Below are 19,307 nucleotides of genomic sequence, written 5' to 3' on the forward strand. Positions count from 1 at the left end.
CAGCGCTGGCCTTCTTGTCGGAAATCACGCCGCGCTCAGCGCGGCAGCATCCGGTGCGTGTGCGCATAGGCGCGCAGGATCTCGTTGATGCGCGTCTGCCAGCCGTCGCCGGTGGCTTTGAACGCCTCCACCACGTCTCGGTCCGCGCGCATGTTCAGCGTGACCTTGCGGGCCTCCGGCGGCAGGGCGGGGCGCCCGCGGCGCGGGGCCGGGCGCAGTTGCTCCAGCTGCGCGTCGGTCAGCGGCGGGTTGTCGGGGTCGCTGAGCGCGCCTTGCGTGATCGCGGCGTCCTCGGCATCGTCAGGAATGTGGATCGTTTGCTTTGTCGACATAGTTCAAGACCTCACGGCGGTTTGCCCTGCGCAGGGTGATCACCCGCATCACATTGCCGCGCATCGTGTAGACCATCACGTAGACCCGTGGACCAATCGGCCCCACCACAATCGTGCGGGCCTCGTTGTAGTCGTGGCGGGTGTCGTTGATGAACTGCGCGGCGTCCAGGTCGAGCATCGCTGCCACCTCCAGCGACACGCCGTGCTTGAAACTGTTGGCGAGATCCTTGGCGGCATCGAACTCGATCGAGACGGAATTAGTGTATGGACAACAATGAAAGGGGTCAACATATTTTTTGCCCATGCATAAAATTTGAGAGTTGTCTGGTGCAGCTCATCGTAGGAGCAGGGCTACCCAGGGTCTTTGGGACGATTCTGAAAAAATGCCGGCGCGCCTGACGAGAATTGTCAGGCGGCGGATGTGTCACGCGGCGAACTGTCACCCAGACCGGTTTGATGAACGGAAACGCGCCAAATCCTGTCACTTTTTGGGGCGTTCGCGCCTGGCACGCAGTTTGGATAGGGGTAGGCGACCAACCCTGCCGGAATCGCCTCATGCCCAACCCTTCAACGGACACCACCCGCCTGCCGCAGCGGCTGCGGCGGGGCTTTACGCTGATCGAAATGATGATCGTCGTGGCCGTCATCGGCATCCTTGCCGCGCTGGCGATACCGGCCTACCAGCACTACATCGTCAAGACGCAGATCTCGCGCGGGTTCTGGGAGGCCTCGAACTACAAGACGGCGGTGGAGGAGCGCCTTCACAACGGCGTGTTCGTGTTCCCGGACCCGGCGGGTACGCTTGGCTATGTGCGCTCGACGCTGACGGCTGCAGACGACACCTTCGCGTTCAATGCCGATGGGTCGGGCGCGATCGTCGTGCTGCTCAATGGCGATGTCCATCCCGTGGTGCGTGGCGCGCGCATCACGGTGGGCCGGCTCACGAACGGCGGATGGACCTGTGCTGTGCGCGGCGATGGCCTCACGTCGATGGTGCTGCCGCCTGGTTGCACGCTCGACGGTTAACGAAAACAGGCGCCCGGAGGCGCCTGTTGCAGGGAGCAGCGAGCCGCGTGGGTCGGTTAGATCGCGGCGGACGGCTTGGCGTTGTCCAGCGAGTATGGCGACAACAGCCGCACCATCTGCGCGAATGCCTTCGGGTTGCCGGCGAGCACTTCGCCCTGTTCCATCTGGCGCGACTCACCTGCGTAGTTGCCCACCAGGCCACCAGCCTCGGTGATCAGCAGCATGCCGGCGGCCATGTCCCACGGCTTCAGGCCGCGTTCGAAGAAGCCGTCCAGGCGGCCGCAGGCCACGTAGGCCAGGTCCAGCGCGGCGGCGCCCGGGCGACGCAGGCCGGCGCAGCTGCGCGTCATCAGCGCGAACATTTCGAGGTATTCGTCCATGCCTTCCAGGTCGCGGAAGGGGAAGCCGGTGCCGATCAGGCAGTCGGCCAGCTTGTCGCGGCGCGTCACGCGGATGCGGCGGTTGTTCAGGAACGCGCCGGCGCCCTTGCTGGCCGTGAACAGTTCATCGCGCGTGGGGTCGTAGACCACGGCCTGCACGGGCACGCCCTTGTGCAGCTGGCCGATCGAGACCGCATACTGTGGGAAACCGTGGATGAAGTTGGTGGTGCCGTCGAGCGGGTCGATGACCCACGTGTATTCGGCTTCCGGATCGCCATCGACCCAGGACTGGCCGGACTCTTCCGCTAGAATGGCGTGCTCGGGATAGGCGGTGCGAATGATCTCGATGATCGCGGCTTCGGCGCTGCGATCCACCTCGGTCACGAAATCGTTGTGTTGCTTGCGCGAAACGCGTACCAGATCGACGTCCATGGACGCGCGGTTGATGATGGAACCCGCCTTGCGGGCCGCCTTGACGGCGATATTGAGCATCGGATGCATGAATCTCTCCAGGCGGCGGGGCAGGGGCGCGCACCGGCACGCCAGGCCTTGCGGCGGCGCGTGCGGGGGCCCAGGAACCGGCCGAACAACACAACGAATTGTAGAAGAACGAGGCACGCCGCCTGGACAACCGGCGCCGCACCCACAAATTTGAAGGCTGCATTGTATAGGAAGCCGGCTCACCGCACGAGCCCGGCCTCCTGAACTCCACCGAATGAACAAAGACTCCGCTCCGGAAACCGATAAGACCCTGCCAGGCGGGACGACGCCCGCAAGTGATGCATCGACCATTTTTAACCGTGTCCGCGTAGTGCTCGTCGAAACCAGCCACCCCGGCAACGTTGGATCGGTCGCACGGGCGATGAAGACCATGGGCTTTGGCGCCGGGGTTGGCAGCCTCGTGCTGGTGTCGCCGCGCGAGCCGGATGTGCTGCGCCACCCCGATGCCGTGGCGATGGCCAGCGGTGCCGACGATGTGCTTGCTGCTGCACAGATCGTCCCTGATATCGAAGCCGCGCTGGCTGGCGCGGCCTATACCGTGGCGATGACCGCCCGCCAGCGCGAGTTCGGCCCGCCGCGCCTGCTGCCGCGCGATGCCGCGGCGCGCGGATATGAGGTGCTGAATGCGGCACCCGATGCCGTGGTGGCCTTCGTATTCGGCAACGAGCGCTTTGGCTTGCCCAACGACGCGGTGGAGCGCTGTGCCGCCGTGACGCATATTCCGGCGAATCCGGCCTATGCCTCGTTGAACCTCGCCCAGGCGGTGCAGCTCATCGCCTATGAGATGCGTCTGGCGCTGCTGGCGGCGCCCGAGGCCCGCCCGGACGCCTCGCGTGATATCGGCTATGCTGGGGAGCCCGCCACGGCCGAGCAGATCGCATCGATGTTCGGCCACCTCCAGGCGGGCCTGGCGGCCATCGGCTTTCTCGATCCGGCCAACCCGCGCAAGCTGATGCCGCGTCTGCGGCGCCTGTTCGCGCGGGCGGGGCTGGAGCGCGAGGAGGTCAATATCCTGCGTGGCATTGCCAAGCGGATGATGATCGCGGCGGGGGACAAATCGGACAAGATCGAAACGTCCCAAACGTCCCAAACGTCGCTAACGCCCGGCGAGACTGACAAGGAACAGTAAGACTGTGACGACGATCGCGGCAGTGTTTTTCCCTGCATCCCCGGCACCCACGCCGGCACGATGTTGAACCCGGGCCCCGCGCAAAGTCCCTGACGACGTCGGGGGCGGCGCCCGTGGCCGGGCGGCAGGCTCACAAATCTCTTACACTCCCTGCTCGCGCGCCTGGACGTCCCCCGAGTCCTGTCCCTTGATACTAAAAAAAGCGCTCCGGCCAAACACGGCGCCGGCGGCCGCTCACGACACGATAAAGATGTTCACTCGCCTGAAGGAAGATATCGACACGATCATGCTGCGCGACCCCGCCGCGCGCAGCCGTCTGGAAGTGCTGACCTGCTATCCCGGGCTGCACGCCGTGATATTCCACCGCGTGGCCAACTGGTGCTGGCGCGGCGGCCTGCACTGGCTGGGCCGGTGGATCTCGCACTGGTCGCGCTTTCTTACCGGCATCGAGATCCATCCGGCGGTCAAGCTGGGCCGGCGGGTGTTTATCGATCACGGCATGGGTGTGGTGATTGGCGAGACCGCCGAGATTGGCGACGACTGCACGATCTACCAGGGCGTGACGCTGGGCGGCACCTCGCTGTACAAGGGCCAGAAGCGGCATCCCACGCTGGGTGCGGGCGTGGTGGTCAGCGCCGGGGCCAAGGTGCTGGGCGGGTTCGTCGTGGGCGATGGCGCGCGCGTGGGCTCGAACGCCGTGGTGCTGAAGCCGGTGCCACCGGGCGCCACGGCCGTGGGCATTCCCGCGCGCATCATCATGCCCGACGCGCCGGCGGCGCAGCAGGGCGCCAGGCAGGAGTTCTCGGCCTACGGCATCACGCCGAACGCGGATGACCCGGTGTCGCTGGCGCTCAAGGGCCTGATCGACAACGCCGCCAAGCAGCATGACCGCATCGAGGCGGTGCTGGCCGCGCTCGACCGCCTTGGCGAGCATCTCGAAAACACGCCGAACGACCGTTTCGACGCGAGCGAACTGCGCAAGATGATGAAGTAGGCGAGGGCTGCCTCAGTCGAGCTGATCGAACCGGTCGAACTAGTCGACCTGGGGCAGCACCGTGAAGCCATCGGCATCCAGCCGCAGCACGGCCGCGCGCGGATGGCGGCCGTCGAGATCCCAGTCGGTCAGCACCCAGCGCACGGTCTCGCCGTGGGCATGGCGCGCGGGCCGGTGGGTATGGCCGTGGATGAGCATGGTGGCGCCGTGGGCGTCCAGCAGTGCGGCGACGGCGGCGGGCGTGGCATCGCCGTAGGTGGGCGGGGTGGCGGCCGGATTGGCCAGTTGCCGCGCGCGGCCTGCCTCGCTGTCCGCGCGCAGCCGTTGCGCCACGGCCATGCGCGCCGAGAGCGGCAGCGCCAGGAACAGCCGCTGCACCCAGCGCTTGCGCGTCCAGTGGCGAAAGCGCATGTAGCGCGCGTCATCGGTGCACAGCATGTCGCCGTGGCTCAAGACCACGCGCTGCCCGGCACACTCGATCAGCGTGGGATCTGGCAGCAGCGTGGCGCCGGCCGCCGCCGCGAAGCGCGCGCCGATCAGGAAATCGCGGTTGCCGTGCATCAGGTACACGGGCACGCCGGCCTTGGCCAGGCGCCGCAATGACGCGGCCACATCGGCGGCAAACGGCGAGGCCGTTTCTTCGTCGCCGACCCAGAATTCAAAGAAATCGCCAAGGATGAACAGCGCGCGCGCGTCTTGCGCGGCGCGGTCCAGCACGCGCCGGAACGCGGCCAGCGTGCGGGGCATGCCCGGCGTGAGATGGAGGTCGGAAATGAACCACGCCGGCGCCGGCACCTGCAAGGGCAGGGGCGCGGCGGCCGGCGGGCGGGGCGTGGCGGTCATGCGCGTCGAGGGTTCGGGATCATGCCGCCAGCTGAGGGTTTCAATTGCAACAGGACTGGTGCAAAGACGCTTATTCGACCACGACGGCCTTTTCGATCACCACGTCATCCACCGGTACGTCCTGGTGGAAGCCCGAGCTGCCCGTGCGCACGGCCTTGATCTGGTCGACCACTTCGGTGCCTTCCACGACCTTGCCGAACACGGCGTAGCCGAAGCCTTGCGGCGTGGGCGAGCTGAAGTTCAGGAAGTCATTGTCCACCACGTTGATGAAGAACTGGGCCGTGGCCGAGTGCGGGGCGTTGGTGCGGGCCATCGCCACGGTGTACTTGTCGTTCTTCAGGCCATTGCCGGCTTCGTTCTCGATCGGCGCGTCGGTGTCCTTCTGCTTCATGCCGGGCTCGAAACCGCCGCCCTGGATCATGAAGTTCTTGATCACGCGGTGGAAAACCGTGTTGTCGTAGTGGCCCTTGCGCACATACGACAGGAAGTTTTCGACCGATTTCGGTGCCTTTTCGGCGTCGAGTTCGATGGTGATGACACCCTGGTTGGTGTGCAGTTGTACCTTGGACATGGCGTTACCTCTATTCTGTGGCGGTTGGTGTTCGGGGTGTTACTTGACGACAGTGGCCGATTCGATCACGACCGGCGCGGCCGGCACGTTGCGCATGGCGCCGTAGGCCGTGGTGGGCACCGACTTGATCTTGTCGATCGTGTCCATGCCTTCCACCACCTTGCCGAAGACGGCGTAGCCGTTGCCATCGGGCTGCGGGTAGTCGAGGTTCGGATTATCCACCACATTGACGAAGAACTGCGCGGTGGCCGAGTTCGGGTTGGACGTGCGGGCCATGGCCACGGTGCCGGCCTTGTTCTTCAGGCCGTTCTGCGATTCGAGCGGAATCGGCGCGCGCGTCGGCTTCTCTTTCATGTCGCGGTCGAAGCCACCGCCCTGGACCATGAAGCCGTTGATCACGCGGTGGAAGATCGTGCCGGCGTAGAAGCCGCTTTTCACGTATTCCATGAAATTGGCGACGGTCTTGGGCGCGGCGTCCGGGTACACCTCGAGGGTGAACTTGCCGGCGCTCGTGACGAACTGCACGCGCTCGGTCTTGGGCGCGGCGGCGGCCGGACTGGCGCCCTGGGCCATCGCGGCCAGTGGAGACAGGGCGGCGGCCATCAGGCCAGCCAGGACGATGCGGCGGGAAACGGTCATGTTCTGGACTCCGTGATGCGGGATGAGGTGGCTGGCGGCGCCTGGCAAACGTTCGGAAACGGTCGCCTGCGCGCGCAAGCCTGCTAGGGATGGATGATCAGCGTGCCGCCGGGGCACTGGCCGGCGCGGGTTTGGCGGACGGTGTGCTTGCGCCGCCGGACGGGGCGGGCGCGGCGGCGGCCGGGCGTACCTGCTGCAGCGCAGCGGCGGCGCGAGTGTCCTTTGGGTTGCGCTTCACGGCCTGGCTGTAGGCCTGTTCGGCCAGCCGGCGGTACACATCGCCCAGATTGCTGTAGGCGATGGCGTAGTCGGGGCGCGCATCCAGTGCGGCCAGCAGTTCGGCCTCGGCGCGCTTCAGGTCGCCGCGCTTGGCGTAGAGCAGGGCGAGGTTGTTGTGCGGCTCGGGCAGTTCGGGGAAGTCCTGGGCCATTTCCGAGAAAGCCTTGATGGCGTCGTCCTCGCGCCCGGCCTGGGCCAGGGACCACGCACGCTGGAAGCGCGCCTGCGCATTGCGCGGGTTCGCCGCCAGCACGCGGTCGAAGTCCTGCACGGCGTCGTCGTAGCGCTTGTCCCGGACGGCCTTCTCCGCCGGGACCATGCCGGGGTCCGCCGAGCGCGGGCCGCTGCCGGGGGCCGGCGGCGGCGTCAGCGACATCGGGCCGCTCTGCGCAAGCGCCGGGGCGGCGAGCAGGGCGCCGGCCATGGCCAGTACGCCCGCCACGGCGCGGAAGGGGCCGGCACGGCGGCCGGCGGCAGGGGCGGGGCGGGAGGGCATGGTCGGGGTGGGCAGAAGCAGGCTCATGTAAGGGCGGTCCGTTATACTCCGCGGCATTCTAGCAAAGCGGCAGGGCGTGCAGCACAGGCCGCAGGGGCTTCCGGTAAGATATGGGGCCCGCACGCCGTAGCCCGCATGCCGGGGCGCGTCCGCCGAACGGCGTCCCGCGGTGCCGGTGCGTCCTCCTTCACTCTTCGATCGCTTCATGCAGCAACTGAACATCTACAACACGCTCGCGCGTGAAAAGCAGCCTTTCGTGCCAATCGAACCGGGCAAGGTCCGCATGTATGTGTGCGGCATGACCGTGTACGACTATTGTCACGTCGGCCACGCGCGCGTGATGGTGGTGTTCGACATGGTGCACCGCTGGCTGCGCGCCGCCGGCTATGACGTGACGTACGTGCAGAACATCACGGACATCGACGACAAGATCATCCGCCGCGCGGCCGAGAATGGCGAGACGATTGGCCAGCTGACCACGCGCTTCATCCAGTACATGCACGAGGATGCCGCTGCGCTGGGCATCATCCGCCCCGATCACGAACCCCGCGCCACCGACTACGTGCCGCAGATGCTGAACCTGATCGAGAAGCTCGAGGCCAACGGCCTGGCCTACCAGGCGGCCGATGGCGACGTGAACTACTCGGTGCGCAAGTTCCAGGGCTACGGCAAGCTGTCCGGCAAGTCGCTGGAAGACCTGCGTGCCGGCGAGCGCGTGACCGCCAACGACGCCAAGCAGGACCCGCTCGACTTCGTGCTGTGGAAGTCCGCCAAGCCGACCGAGCCGCCCGAGACCAAATGGGACTCGAAGTGGGGCAGTGGCCGGCCGGGCTGGCATATCGAGTGCTCGGCCATGAGCTGCACGCTGCTGGGCGAGCATTTCGACATCCACGGCGGCGGCGCCGACCTCCAGTTCCCGCACCACGAGAACGAGATCGCCCAGTCCGAGGGCGCGAGCGGCAAGCCGTTCGTCAATATGTGGATGCATAACGGCTTCGTGCGCGTGAACGACGAGAAGATGTCGAAGTCGCTCGGCAACTTCTTCACGATCCGCGAGGTGCTCAAGGCTTACGACCCGGAAGTCGTGCGCTTCTTCATCCTGCGCGCCCACTACCGCAGCCCGCTGAACTACAGCGATGCCCACCTGGACGATGCCCGCCACGCGCTGACGCGGCTGTACACGGCGCTCAAGGAAACGCAGCCCGGCGGCTGCGCGGTGGACTGGGAAGAGCCGCACGCCAAGCGTTTCGCCGAGGCGATGAACGACGACTTCAACACGCCGATCGCGATGGCGGTGCTGTTTGACCTCGCCAGCGAGGTCAATCGCACCGGCTCGGCACAGATGGCGCGCCAGCTCAAGTCGCTGGCGGGCACGCTGGGCCTGCTCGAACGCGATCCGCATACCTTCCTGCAGGGCGGCAAGGTGGCCGATGGCCCCACAGCCGAGCACATCGAGGCACGCATCGCCGCACGCAAGGCCGCCAAGGCCGCGCGCAACTTCGCCGAGGCGGATGGCATTCGTGCCGAACTGCTCGCGGCCGGCGTGGTGCTCGAGGACAAGCCGGGCGGTGCCACCGAGTGGAGGCGTGCTTGAACGCTGCCGCGCGCAAGCCGAAGGTGGCCGGGAAGCCGGCTGCCAAGGTGGCCGGCAAGGTGGCGCCCAAGGCGGCGGGCAAGGCCGCCAAGCCGGCACTTCCCGAAGCCAAGGCGGTGCCGCTGCCGGTGGAGACGGTCGTCGATGCGGTGCGCCCCGCCTATTGGGACGAGGCCTGCGCCGACCTGATGAAGCGCGACCGCATCCTCAAGAAGATGATTCCGACCTATGGCCCCGCGCACCTGATCTCGCGTGGTGATCCTTTCGTCACACTGGCGCGATCGGTGGTCGGCCAGCAGATCTCGGTGAAGGCCGCGCAGTCGGTCTGGGAGCGGCTGGTCACGATGTGTCCGAAGCTCACGCCGGCCCAGTTCCTGAAATCCGGCGCCGAGCAGCTCGCCACCTGTGGCCTTTCTCGCCGCAAAGCCGAATACATCATCGATCTGGCTGAACATTTCAAGGCCGGGCGCGTCCATGTGAAGGAGTGGGCGGCGATGGACGACGAGGCGGTGATCGCCGAGCTCATCCAGATCCGTGGGATTGGCCGCTGGACGGCCGAGATGTTCCTGATGTTCAATCTGATGCGGCCGAACGTGCTGCCGCTCGACGACGTCGGGCTGATCAACGCGATCTCCGCCAATTACTTTAGTGGCGAACCCGTCACCCGCAGTGAGGCGCGCGAGGTGGCGGCCAACTGGGAGCCGTGGCGCACGGTTGCCACGTGGTACATGTGGCGCAGCCTTGACCCCGTACCGGTGACTTATTAGGAACCAGGCAGTCCATCAACAGGCAGTGACGGCGTTGATTTTGCGCATAAGTGCTTGAAAATCAACATATCGGGCGGTCGAAACCGGGATTTTTTCCGGTAGAATGCGCCCCTTCACAGACAGGTCCGTGTTTCTATGAAAACCACCTTCCTGGATTTTGAACAGCCGATTGCCGAGCTCGAGGCAAAAATCGAAGAACTGCGCTTTGTGCAGGACGACTCGGCTGTCGATATTTCCGAAGAGATTTCGCGGCTGGCCGGCAAGAGCCAGCAGCTGACCAAAGATATTTACGCCAACCTGACCCCGTGGCAGGTTGCGCAGATCGCCCGCCATCCGCAGCGTCCGTACACGCTGGACTACGTGCGGGAGATCTTCACCGACTTCCATGAACTGCACGGCGACCGCGCTTTTGCGGACGACCTGTCCATCGTCGGCGGCCTGGCCCGCTTCAATGGCCAGGCGTGCATGGTGATTGGCCACCAGAAGGGCCGCGACACGAAGGAGCGCGCGCTGCGCAACTTCGGCATGTCCAAGCCCGAGGGCTACCGCAAGGCCAAGCGCCTGATGGAGCTGGCGGACAAGTTCGGCCTGCCGATCTTCACCTTCGTCGATACGCCGGGTGCGTTCCCGGGCATCGACGCCGAGGAGCGCGGCCAGTCGGAAGCCATCGGCCATAACCTGTTCGTGATGGCCGGCCTGAAGGTGCCCCTGATCGCCACGATCATCGGTGAAGGCGGCTCGGGCGGCGCGCTGGCGATTGCCGTGGGCGACGTGGTGCAGATGCTGCAATTTGCCACCTACGCGGTGATCTCGCCGGAAGGCTGCGCCTCGATCCTCTGGAAGACCGCGGAGAAGGCGCCGGAAGCCGCCGAGGCACTGGGCCTGACCGCGCACCGCCTGAAGGCGCTGGGCCTGATCGACAAGATCGTGAACGAGCCGCTGGGCGGCGCGCATCGCGATCCGAAGAACATGGCGACGATGCTCAAGCGCTCGCTGGCGGAATCGCTGCGCCAGTTCCAGGGCATGAGCGTCAAGGAACTGCAGGCACGCCGGCACGAACGGTTGATGGCCTATGGCAAGTTCAAGGAAACCGGCGTCCAGGAATGACGGGCGCGCCGGTGTGGTGCCGTTGACCGCACCCCTGACCGACAAGGTCGCACAGGCTCTCCAGGCCGGTGCGGCCTTTGTTGTTTCTGGCGGGGCGGCGCCGGTCACGGTGGCCGTTGCGCTCTCGGGCGGGCGCGATTCGGTCGCCTTGCTCCATGCCACGTGCGCCGCGGTGGCCCAAGGCACGGCGCTGGCCCCGGCTGTGCGCGTGGTGGCCCTGCATGTCCATCACGGCCTGCAGGCGCCGGCCGACGAGTGGGAGCACTTCTGCGCGGCGCTGTGCCACGCGGCGCAGGTGCCGCTGATCACCGAGCGTGTGACCGTGCAGGCGCTGGCGGGCGAGGGCATCGAGGCCGCCGCGCGCCGTGCCCGCTATGCCGCGCTCGGCCGCATGTGCCGGGCGCAGGGTGCTGCGCTGCTGCTGTTCGCCCATCATCGCGACGATCAGGTGGAAACGGTGCTGCTGCGGTTGTTCCGCGGCGCCGGCGTGGCCGGCATGGCCGGCATGCCCGCGCGGCGGCCGTTGGACGCTCAGGGCGACGTGCAACTGCTGCGGCCCTGGCTCGAGGTCTCGCGCGACGAGATCGACGCCTATTGCGCCGCGCACGGGCTGTCGTGGATCGAAGATCCTTCAAATGTCGATACCCGCTTCGCCCGCAATGCGCTGCGCGCGCAACTGCCGGCGCTGCGCGAGGCCTTCCCCGCGCTGTACGAGAACGTGATCCAGGCAGCTTCGCATTTCGGCCAGGCGGCGGCCATGCTCGACGGGCTCGCGGCGGGCGAGCTGGCCCGTCTCGTCTCGCCGGGACGCGATGCGGACACCCTTGCGGAGCTCGATCTGGCTGGCCTGCGTGCCTTGCCATCCGGCCATGTCGACGCTGTGCTGCGCCACTGGCTGCGCGACCTCGGCGCGCAACCGCCCTCCACGGCGCGGCTGGCCGCGATGCGGGCGCAGCTGATCGAGCGTGACGGCGGCGAGCCCGCCATCGCGCATGACGGGCTGGTGCTGCGGCGCTTCCGCGACAAGGCGCTGGCCTGCCGCGCGGTGCCGGACGCCGCGCCGGCAGCGTTCGATTTCGTCTGGCGCGGCGAGGATCGAATCGTCGTGCCGGCATGGCGGGGTGCGCTGCGATTCACGCGCGACGACACCTTCGGCGTGCCGGAAGCGGTGCTCCAAGGGCCGCTGCGGCTCGCGGCGCGGCAGGGCGGCGAACGGATCGTGCTGCGGCCCGGCGGCCCGGCGCGCGCGCTCAAGCAGGCGTACCAGGAGGCGGCTGTGCCGGCGTGGCGGCGCGCCTGGCTGCCGCTGCTGTGGAGCGGCGCGCAGATCGTGCTGGCAGCCGGGCTCGGCATGCATCGCCGCTGGCCCGCCGATGCGCCCCATGCGCCACGCTGGCGTGTGGAGTGGGTGGAACTCGACTAGGGCACCCACCGGGAGCTGGGGCTGCGCCCCGCCACAGCCTTGCCTGATGGTCGGCGATCGTGTATTTTCAAGGGCTTTGCACAATCGCTGGCGTCGACAAGAAGATGGCTCTCATCGTTCACAAATACGGCGGCACTTCGATGGGTTCCACGGAACGCATCAAGAATGTCGCCAAGCGCGTGGCCAAGTGGCACCGCGCCGGTCACCGCGTTGTCGTGGTGCCTTCGGCCATGTCGGGCGAGACCAATCGCCTGCTGGGCCTTGCCAAGGAAATTTCCGCGCAGCCGGACCCGCGTGAACTGGACATGCTGGCCTCCACCGGCGAGCAGGCCAGCGTGGCCCTGCTGGCCATCGCGCTGCACGGCGAAGGCATCAACGCGGTCAGCTATACGGGCTGGCAGGTGCCGGTGAAGACCGATTCGGCCTACACCAAGGCGCGGATCGAGTCGATCGACGATGAGCGCATCCTGGGTGACCTGGATGCCGGCCGCGTGGTCGTGATCACGGGCTTCCAGGGCATTGACGACAGCGGCAACGTCACCACGCTGGGCCGTGGTGGCTCCGATACCTCGGCCGTGGCCATCGCCGCCGCCATCGAGGCGGACGAGTGCCTGATCTATACCGACGTGGACGGCGTGTACACGACCGATCCGCGCGTGGTCGAGGACGCCCGCCGCCTGGACCAGATCACCTTCGAGGAAATGCTGGAAATGGCCAGCCTGGGTTCGAAGGTGCTGCAGATCCGCTCGGTGGAGTTCGCCGGCAAGTACCGCGTGAAGACGCGCGTGCTCTCGTCGCTGACCGACCCCCTGATGCCGCTCGAGCAGGAAATGCACTCGGGCACGCTGATTACTTTTGAGGAAGAGTCTGACATGGAAGCAGCCGTCATCTCCGGCATCGCCTTTGCCCGTGACGAAGCCAAGATCACCGTTCTGGGCGTGCCGGACAAGCCGGGCATCGCCTACCAGATCCTGGGCCCGATCGCCGACGCCAATATCGACGTCGACATGATCATCCAGAACCAGTCCGTGGACGGCAAGACCGACTTCACGTTCACGGTGCCGCGCGGCGAATACCAGCGCGCGCTGACCATCCTGACCGACAGCGTGAAGGGCCATATCGGCGCCGCCAGCGTGTCCGGCGACCCGAAGGTGTCGAAGGTGTCGGTGGTGGGCGTGGGCATGCGCTCGCACGTGGGCATCGCCAGCAAGATGTTTCGCACGCTCTCGGAAGAGGGCATCAACATCCAGATGATTTCCACCTCGGAAATCAAGATCTCGGTGCTGATCGACGAGAAGTACATGGAGCTGGCCGTGCGCGCGCTCCACAAGGTGTTTGAGCTGGATCAGGCGTGATCTGGTGAGTGTTGTGTCTGGTAGGGTTGGTGTCGCGTTTTTTACGCGATTGGTCATGGAAATGTCATTGACCAGTTGAGTCGACCCCGCTAGAATACGCGCTTCGTTGTGTGGCCTCCCTCACACAACGCAAGTTTGGGAGACGTGGCCGAGAGGTCGAAGGCACTCCCCTGCTAAGGGAGCATCCGGGCCAAAACCTGGATCGAGGGTTCGAATCCCTCCGTCTCCGCCACTACATCGTATTGGCGGCGAACCCCGGAAGATCGCGGTCTTCCGGGGTTTTGTTTTTTGGGCGCGAGTTTCCGGTCACTACACTGCCACGCGGGTGTTACACCCGGGCCGGGGTCGTGCTGCCGCCTTCGTCCACTTCACCGCCGGCGTCGACAGGTGACGAGGACGGTCCCGTCTGCGCCAGCCGCAACGCACCCGGGCCACGCAACATGGACTCGACCGCTTGCGCAATATCTCCCGGCACCGCGTGATGAACCATGTGACCCGCACCAGGCGCAATAACTAACGTGCTGTGGGGCAACTCATCATGCAGGCGGGCCCCGTGCGCCTTGAGATCAACGATCTTGTCCCCCGCGCCTGCGAAGAGGGTTACCGGCATCTCCAGGCTGGCGTAGCGATCTTGAAACCTTCTCGCCGTTGGGGTCATGGTCGCGGCATCCTCTGCAGCGGCTCTGATCTGCGACGGCCTAAGCAGCATTTCACGCGGCACCACGTCGAAGAAGTTGGGCGGCATGGGCGCGGGCGCAAACATCTTGCGCACCGTCTGCTTCAGGAGCAAGCGGCCGGCGAGCGGCGCCACCGTATAGCGCATGGCATCACCGAGCACAGGAATGGCCGTCGGCGCGGCCAAGGCTCCTTCGGCCAGGACGGTGGGGTAGTAGTAGCCGCCTATCAGCACCAGGCCGCGCACCGCTGTGGGGAAGTCGAGTGCCATGCCGAGCGCCACCAACGCGCCCCACGAATGCCCGACTACCACGAGTGGGTCCACACCCAGCTTCGCCAGGGCCGCGGTCATCAACGCGGCCTGCGCCTCTGGCGTCCACTGCCGGTCGCGGGGCCGGTCACTGTGACCAAAGCCTGGTCGGTCGAACACAATCACCCGGTGGTGCCGCGCCAGCGCCTCCAGCAATCCGCTGGCGATGAAGTCCTCTAGCTGTAAGACGTTTCCGTGGAGCAAAAGGACGGGCGGGCCAGCACCCTTCTCGACGTAGTGCAGGCGCACGCCATCCACCTCGACAAATTGCCCGAGCGGGGGATTGTCGTGTTGCGCCTTGCGTGCCTGGTTTCGCACCCATAGTGCAGTGGCCCCTCCGGCCAGCGCCATCCCTATTCCGGCAAGCGCGCCGACGGTGCCGACTGAAGTTTGACCTGCTTTGTCTTTGAAGGAAGGCATATATTTCTCGCATTGGGCAAGGCGCATTGAACTACTCGGATTTCGTGTGCAAGCGCGGCGCCAGTTGGTTGTCGTCGTGAGGGGCAGCCTCGCGGAGGCGCGCTGTCAGCATGTCTAGAACTTCCAGCCAGGCATGGTAGTAGGCCGTCAGAGACTTCTGGATGGGGCTCTCAGCGGTTGTTGCGCGCAGTATTTCACTCAACTCAGATGTCAATGTACTCACGCGGGAAAAGGCTTGCTTCGTCAGCATGAGGGCACCTGACTCCATCTGAGGGAGAAAGGGGGCTTGGGCGCCGCCGCCGGGAGAACTGGAGGGTGATATGCCGACTGCGCATCCGGCGTCCAGGGACAGTTGCGCCGCGGAAGAGTGCAGGTTCCTGGCCTGCTGAACCAATATGGCGTGCCATTGTGGGTCCGCAGCGGCTTCGGCCGTCGCAGTCAGGAAATGCGCGGCCAACTCGGCGTGGCGGCTCAGTTGTGCGAGCCGGTTGTGAAGATCATTTGCAGGTTCCATCATAGGTTCCCCTGGAACACGACACGATGCATCGGGACACGCCCCGGGGCGCACGAACTCCGCGGCATCGCATCCGGAGCGCTTTAGCAAGAGGGAACGGGAAGGGCCGCGCATGCAATGACCAAGGTCTGGCATCGCATGCAGGGGAGGGGCAGGGGCGTCTGGAAAAGATTGTGGGGAAACCTGGGAACCGCGGTGCAGGTCCGCGGTGCAGGTCATTTCACCTTCTCAGAATAGGTGTTATGGGTGTCCCAACCTAGAGCCCTTACAAATCAGTGACGCACGGGGCCCTCGGTCTGCGAGCGTCCCGCGCGCCGCCCGATGGCGGAGGCTCAGTGGCGCGTCACCACGGATATCGCCCCCCTCCGGTCCAGCACATCCACCACCACGCGCGCGCCCGAGCGCCGTACGGCCACGTCCGCGGAAGCGCCCTGCACAGACAGGTTCCGCAGCACCACTTCGTCGAGAAAATCAGGCAGCACTGGCTGGTTGAAGCTGATGCCCGGCGTGGTTGGATCAAAATCCAGCCCGAGGCATGCCTGCAGCAGCAGTAGCGGTGCGGCGGCGGCCCATGCCTGCGGCGAGCAGGCCACCGGGTAGAACGTCGGCCCCTGCGTCCGTTGCCGGGCAATGCCGCAGAACAACTCGGGCAGCCGGCGCAGGTCGATATAGGTTGAGGCCGCGAACAGCCCCTGGAAGATACGCCGGGCCTCGTCCTTGAAGCCGTAACGCGCCATCCCCGCGCCGATCAGCGCATTGTCGTGCGGCCAGACTGAGCCGTTGTGGTAGCTCATCGGATTGAAACGTGCCGCCATCGACGAGACGGTGCGCACCCCCCAGCCGCAGTACATTGCACTATGCATCAGCGTCCGAACGACGGCCGCCGCGTGGGCCGGTTCGGCGATACCCGTGAACAGCGCATGGCCGGCGTTCGAGCTCTGCACCCGACAGGGCGCCTTGGTGCCGTCGAGGGCGATCACATAGGTGCCTAGCTCGTCATCGAAGAACGTCCGATCAAAGGCTGTTCGCACGTGGTCAGCGGCAGCCTGGTAGCTCGCGGCTGCCGGCGCATCGCCAAGCGCGGTCGCGATTTCGCTCGCGGCCTGCCAGGCGCCAAATGCATAGGCCTGGACTTCAATCAGCGCGATGGGCCCGTCGGCCAGCACACCGTTGGCATGGAAGACCGAATCGCGACTGTCCTTCCAGCCCTGATTCACGAGCCCATGCTCGGTCTGTCGAAAATATTCAATGAAGCCGTCGCCATCGCGGTCGCCATAGTGGCGCAGCCATTCGATCGCCATGCCGATGGCGGGCCAGATGGCGCGCAGTGTGTCGACGTCGCCAGTCCGGCGCAGGTAGGCACCGGCCAACATCACGAACAATGGGGTGGAATCGATGCTGCCGTAATAGCGGCCAAAGGGCACCTCGCCCAGATTGGCCATTTCGCCATGCCGAACTTCGTGCAGGATCTTGCCTGGCTCGGCATCGGTGGCGGCGTCCATGGCGGTGGCCTGGTTGGCACTCAGGTAGCGCAGCACCCCGCGGGCGATAGCAGGGTCCAGCCAAAGCGTTTCCAGCGCCGTGATCAGCGCGTCGCGGCCGAACGGTGTGCTGAACCATGGAATCCCCGCATAGGGGTACGGCCCTTGCGCCGTATCCGTCAACAGCATGTACAGGTCGGAGACACTGCGCCCCATCAATTCGTTGAAGATTTCGTTCGAGGTAGTGACCGTCACCGCGCGCGACGCCGCCCGGTGCAGGTCGCGCCGCGCCTGGCGCAGTGACCGGAGGAACGGGATACGCTCGGCAGCATCGTCGGAACCGCAGGTGATCTGCAGCCGCAGGACGCGGCACGCGTGAGCCGGCACATGCAGCCGGAACGTGGCCTGGGTGCCCGTCAGTGCTTCGGGTGCCGGTTCGAAGCGCAGCGTGGTTTCGCGGCGGATATCGTCGAGCCCGACATAGGCCAGTACCACGGCATTACCTTGGCAATACGGCGGATGGCGTTCCCCGCGCATCGGGCGCCGGGAGCCGCGTACCTCGAACAGGTCAGCAAAATCGGCATCGAACGCGACACCAATGGTGATGTCACGGGCCTGCTCGTCGTAGTTCTTGACCATCAACCGCTCGTAGCACGCGCCATTCCAGATGAAGCGCGAGCGCCGCAGATGGATCAGGTCATGTTCGAGGTAGATCTCGCCGTTGGCGTCGGCCAGGTCGGGGTTGGTGAGGTCACAGGTCAGCGTGGCGTTGTCGTCACGCACTGTGGAAGACAGCAGCAGGGGCCGCGCGCCGTCGATGGTCAGGTACAGGTATGACAAATGTCGGGTATCGCGGAAGAACACGCCTTCCGGGCTCCCCGGCGCACCGAGCGCGTCGCCGTTGTGATCGAACAGGGCGAACGTCTCGCCATGCTTGAGCGTGCGGGGACGGCGCTCCTGAAGCGAAGCGGCCGCTGGAATGTAGAACTGCGCGATATGGGCCATGTTGTGCGTGCCCAGTTCGACCGGGGTCGATGCCGGGTCGATGCGTTGCGACGACTGCATGTCGAGCTCCTTTGGCGGATGCCGCCGGCTCCTGTAGCCCTTCTGATTTCAGGCTGCGAACCGCATCTCGGACGTTTCGAGCTTGTCCGGCACGGGCGGGACACCACCCACGCCCGGCAAGGCGTTGTACAGGGAAACATAGTCGCGCGCCATCCGGCCTGCAGTGAAGCGCGCGTCGAAGGCCGCACGGATGTTCGCGCGTGACAAGGCATTGATGCTCTCCACGGCACCTACCGCGTCGGCAATGGTCTCCACAATGTAGCCCGTGACACCGTGTTCGACGATTTCCGGCACCGATCCCGCCGGGAACGCCACCACAGGCGTCCCGCAGGCCATCGCCTCGATCAGGACCAGGCCGAAAGGCTCGGGCCAGTCGATGGGGAACAGCAATGCCCTGGCGTTTCCAAGGAATTCACCCTTGTCCGCGTCGCCGATCTCGCCGACGTATTCGACATTGGGATGGGCGGCTACCATCGGCGCGATGGTGCCATGCCAGTATGCTTCGTCGACGCGATCGACCTTGGCTGCGATCTTCAGCGGCAGACCGGTGCGCACCGCAATGTCGATGGCGCGGTCAGGCCGCTTTTCGGGCGAAATGCGGCCCAGGAAAGCGAGGTAATCACCGCGCGGATGCGGGGGCGCCCGCAACATCGTGGCCGGGAGGCCGTGATAGACCGTGCCGCGCCAATTCACGGGGGGCATTGGCAAACGCTGGGAGGCAGAGATGGAGACCAGCGGGTAATGCGGGAAAGTGTCGTAGAACGGCCAGAGATCGGGCAGGTCGAGACGCCCGTGCAGCGTGGTGATCGTACGGTCGGCGATGTCGCGGATAAGCGGATAGTGAATCAGGTCGATGTGGAAATGGAGCACATCGAATTCATCGGCACGATGCATCACATTTTCGAGTTGGAGCAACTGATGAGGCAGTGGGTCCCTCACGCGACTGTCCAGCCGCAACGCCACGCGCGAGCACGGCACAAGCCTCGCGGAGGTCACCGAATCGCCACTGGCGAACAGTGTGACGTCATGACCCAGCGACACGAGGGCTTCCGTAAGGTAGGACACGATTCGCTCGGTGCCGCCGTATAGCTTTGGCGGGCACCGCTCGGCAAGGGGTGCAATTTGTGCAATTCGCATGGGGTTCCTCCTGGCGCGCGCCGCACGGCTGGCCGGATCAGGCCACATCTCGTGTGCAACAGGAAAGCCATACGCATGGAACGGACCAGCGGAGCTATCTCGCACTCACACAAATAAGAGCACGCCACGCTAGCGGGCTGCCTCAGTAGACTTTAGTAGAAGATTAGCCCCAGGCGACGATGGCGCGCTGGTTCGTTCTGCAGGCGCGATCGAGTGCCGAACGGTGCGAGTGCGCCCGGACGGTCCCGGTCCATCGCTGCTGCTGCGCC

At 65.8% G+C, this 19,307-nt stretch carries 19 protein-coding genes and 1 tRNA gene; 9 read left to right on the plus strand and 11 right to left on the minus strand.

Annotated elements, in window-relative coordinates; genetic code table 11:
• Positions 1 to 35: 35 nt before the first annotated feature.
• Both AB4120_RS06680 and AB4120_RS06685 read right to left on the minus strand, forming a co-directional pair.
• Positions 36 to 332 (minus strand): BrnA antitoxin family protein, encoded by a 297-nt coding sequence (locus tag AB4120_RS06680; protein ID WP_144196015.1) that lies wholly within the window; start codon positions 330 to 332, stop codon positions 36 to 38.
• Entirely contained in the window at positions 301 to 636 is a 336-nt protein-coding gene (locus AB4120_RS06685) for a BrnT family toxin (RefSeq protein WP_441642046.1), read from the minus strand. Before AB4120_RS06685 ends, AB4120_RS06680 begins: the two co-directional genes overlap by 32 nt.
• A 251-nt stretch (positions 637 to 887) precedes the next feature.
• Between AB4120_RS06685 and AB4120_RS06690 the strand changes: the two genes are divergently transcribed.
• Complete coding sequence (locus AB4120_RS06690; RefSeq protein ID WP_149136311.1) at positions 888 to 1,358, plus strand: pilin; 471 nt, start codon at positions 888 to 890, stop codon at positions 1,356 to 1,358.
• A gap of 56 nt (positions 1,359 to 1,414) precedes the next feature.
• Here the strand turns inward: AB4120_RS06690 and AB4120_RS06695 are convergent, their stop codons facing one another.
• Positions 1,415 to 2,239 carry an inositol monophosphatase family protein gene (locus tag AB4120_RS06695; protein ID WP_149136310.1) on the minus strand — a complete coding sequence of 275 codons (825 nt, stop codon included), beginning with the start codon at positions 2,237 to 2,239 and terminating at the stop codon, positions 1,415 to 1,417.
• A 214-nt stretch (positions 2,240 to 2,453) separates the two neighbouring features.
• Between AB4120_RS06695 and AB4120_RS06700 the strand changes: the two genes are divergently transcribed.
• Together AB4120_RS06700 and cysE are read left to right on the plus strand one after the other, a co-directional pair.
• Complete coding sequence (locus AB4120_RS06700) at positions 2,454 to 3,368, plus strand: RNA methyltransferase (protein ID WP_441642047.1); 915 nt, start codon at positions 2,454 to 2,456, stop codon at positions 3,366 to 3,368.
• Positions 3,369 to 3,618: 250 nt separating this feature from the next.
• A complete protein-coding gene (gene cysE / locus AB4120_RS06705) occupies positions 3,619 to 4,362 on the plus strand; it encodes a serine O-acetyltransferase (RefSeq protein WP_149136308.1) in 744 nt (247 codons plus the stop codon).
• Between the two features lie 39 nt (positions 4,363 to 4,401).
• Here cysE and AB4120_RS06710 read toward each other — a convergent pair whose 3' ends face one another.
• The 4 genes from AB4120_RS06710 to AB4120_RS06725 form a co-directional block, all read right to left on the minus strand.
• Complete coding sequence (locus AB4120_RS06710; protein ID WP_149136307.1) at positions 4,402 to 5,205, minus strand: UDP-2,3-diacylglucosamine diphosphatase; 804 nt, start codon at positions 5,203 to 5,205, stop codon at positions 4,402 to 4,404.
• 70 nt (positions 5,206 to 5,275) lie between these two features.
• A complete protein-coding gene (locus AB4120_RS06715; protein WP_144196003.1) occupies positions 5,276 to 5,776 on the minus strand; it encodes a peptidylprolyl isomerase in 501 nt (166 codons plus the stop codon).
• 39 nt (positions 5,777 to 5,815) lie between these two features.
• Positions 5,816 to 6,415: a peptidylprolyl isomerase gene (locus AB4120_RS06720; RefSeq protein ID WP_149136306.1), complete on the minus strand. Its 600-nt coding sequence runs from the start codon at positions 6,413 to 6,415 to the stop codon at positions 5,816 to 5,818.
• Positions 6,416 to 6,512: 97 nt separating this feature from the next.
• Positions 6,513 to 7,217, minus strand: a complete 705-nt coding sequence (locus AB4120_RS06725) for a tetratricopeptide repeat protein (protein WP_149136305.1) — start codon at positions 7,215 to 7,217, stop codon at positions 6,513 to 6,515.
• Positions 7,218 to 7,395: 178 nt separating this feature from the next.
• Between AB4120_RS06725 and cysS the strand changes: the two genes are divergently transcribed.
• The 6 genes from cysS to AB4120_RS06755 all read left to right on the plus strand — a co-directional run bounded on the left by cysS (position 7,396) and on the right by AB4120_RS06755 (position 13,668).
• A complete protein-coding gene (gene cysS, locus AB4120_RS06730) occupies positions 7,396 to 8,784 on the plus strand; it encodes a cysteine--tRNA ligase (protein ID WP_144195999.1) in 1,389 nt (462 codons plus the stop codon).
• Positions 8,781 to 9,551, plus strand: coding sequence for a DNA-3-methyladenine glycosylase family protein (locus AB4120_RS06735; protein ID WP_149136304.1), 771 nt, complete (start codon positions 8,781 to 8,783; stop codon positions 9,549 to 9,551). The genes cysS and AB4120_RS06735 overlap by 4 nt, the downstream gene beginning before the upstream one ends.
• A 135-nt stretch (positions 9,552 to 9,686) precedes the next feature.
• Complete coding sequence (locus AB4120_RS06740; protein ID WP_149136303.1) at positions 9,687 to 10,658, plus strand: acetyl-CoA carboxylase carboxyltransferase subunit alpha; 972 nt, start codon at positions 9,687 to 9,689, stop codon at positions 10,656 to 10,658.
• Entirely contained in the window at positions 10,624 to 12,081 is a 1,458-nt protein-coding gene (gene tilS, locus AB4120_RS06745; protein WP_149136302.1) for a tRNA lysidine(34) synthetase TilS, read from the plus strand. Before AB4120_RS06740 ends, tilS begins: the two co-directional genes overlap by 35 nt.
• Before the next feature lie 104 nt (positions 12,082 to 12,185).
• Positions 12,186 to 13,436 (plus strand): aspartate kinase, encoded by a 1,251-nt coding sequence (locus AB4120_RS06750; protein WP_092292692.1) that lies wholly within the window; start codon positions 12,186 to 12,188, stop codon positions 13,434 to 13,436.
• A gap of 138 nt (positions 13,437 to 13,574) precedes the next feature.
• A tRNA-Ser gene (locus AB4120_RS06755) sits at positions 13,575 to 13,668 on the plus strand.
• A 96-nt stretch (positions 13,669 to 13,764) separates the two neighbouring features.
• Here the strand turns inward: AB4120_RS06755 and AB4120_RS06760 are convergent.
• The 4 genes from AB4120_RS06760 to AB4120_RS06775 form a co-directional block, all read right to left on the minus strand.
• Positions 13,765 to 14,841, minus strand: a complete 1,077-nt coding sequence (locus tag AB4120_RS06760) for an alpha/beta fold hydrolase (protein WP_441642048.1) — start codon at positions 14,839 to 14,841, stop codon at positions 13,765 to 13,767.
• A 31-nt stretch (positions 14,842 to 14,872) separates the two neighbouring features.
• Entirely contained in the window at positions 14,873 to 15,358 is a 486-nt protein-coding gene (locus tag AB4120_RS06765; protein ID WP_149136300.1) for a hypothetical protein, read from the minus strand.
• A gap of 329 nt (positions 15,359 to 15,687) precedes the next feature.
• A complete protein-coding gene (locus AB4120_RS06770) occupies positions 15,688 to 17,841 on the minus strand; it encodes an amylo-alpha-1,6-glucosidase (protein WP_149137557.1) in 2,154 nt (717 codons plus the stop codon).
• 108 nt (positions 17,842 to 17,949) lie between these two features.
• Positions 17,950 to 19,038 carry a glycosyltransferase family 4 protein gene (locus AB4120_RS06775; protein ID WP_441642049.1) on the minus strand — a complete coding sequence of 363 codons (1,089 nt, stop codon included), beginning with the start codon at positions 19,036 to 19,038 and terminating at the stop codon, positions 17,950 to 17,952.
• Positions 19,039 to 19,307 lie beyond the last annotated feature (269 nt).

Source organism: Cupriavidus sp. 2KB_3 (genome assembly GCF_052115685.1).
GTDB classification, from domain to species: domain Bacteria; phylum Pseudomonadota; class Gammaproteobacteria; order Burkholderiales; family Burkholderiaceae; genus Cupriavidus; species Cupriavidus campinensis.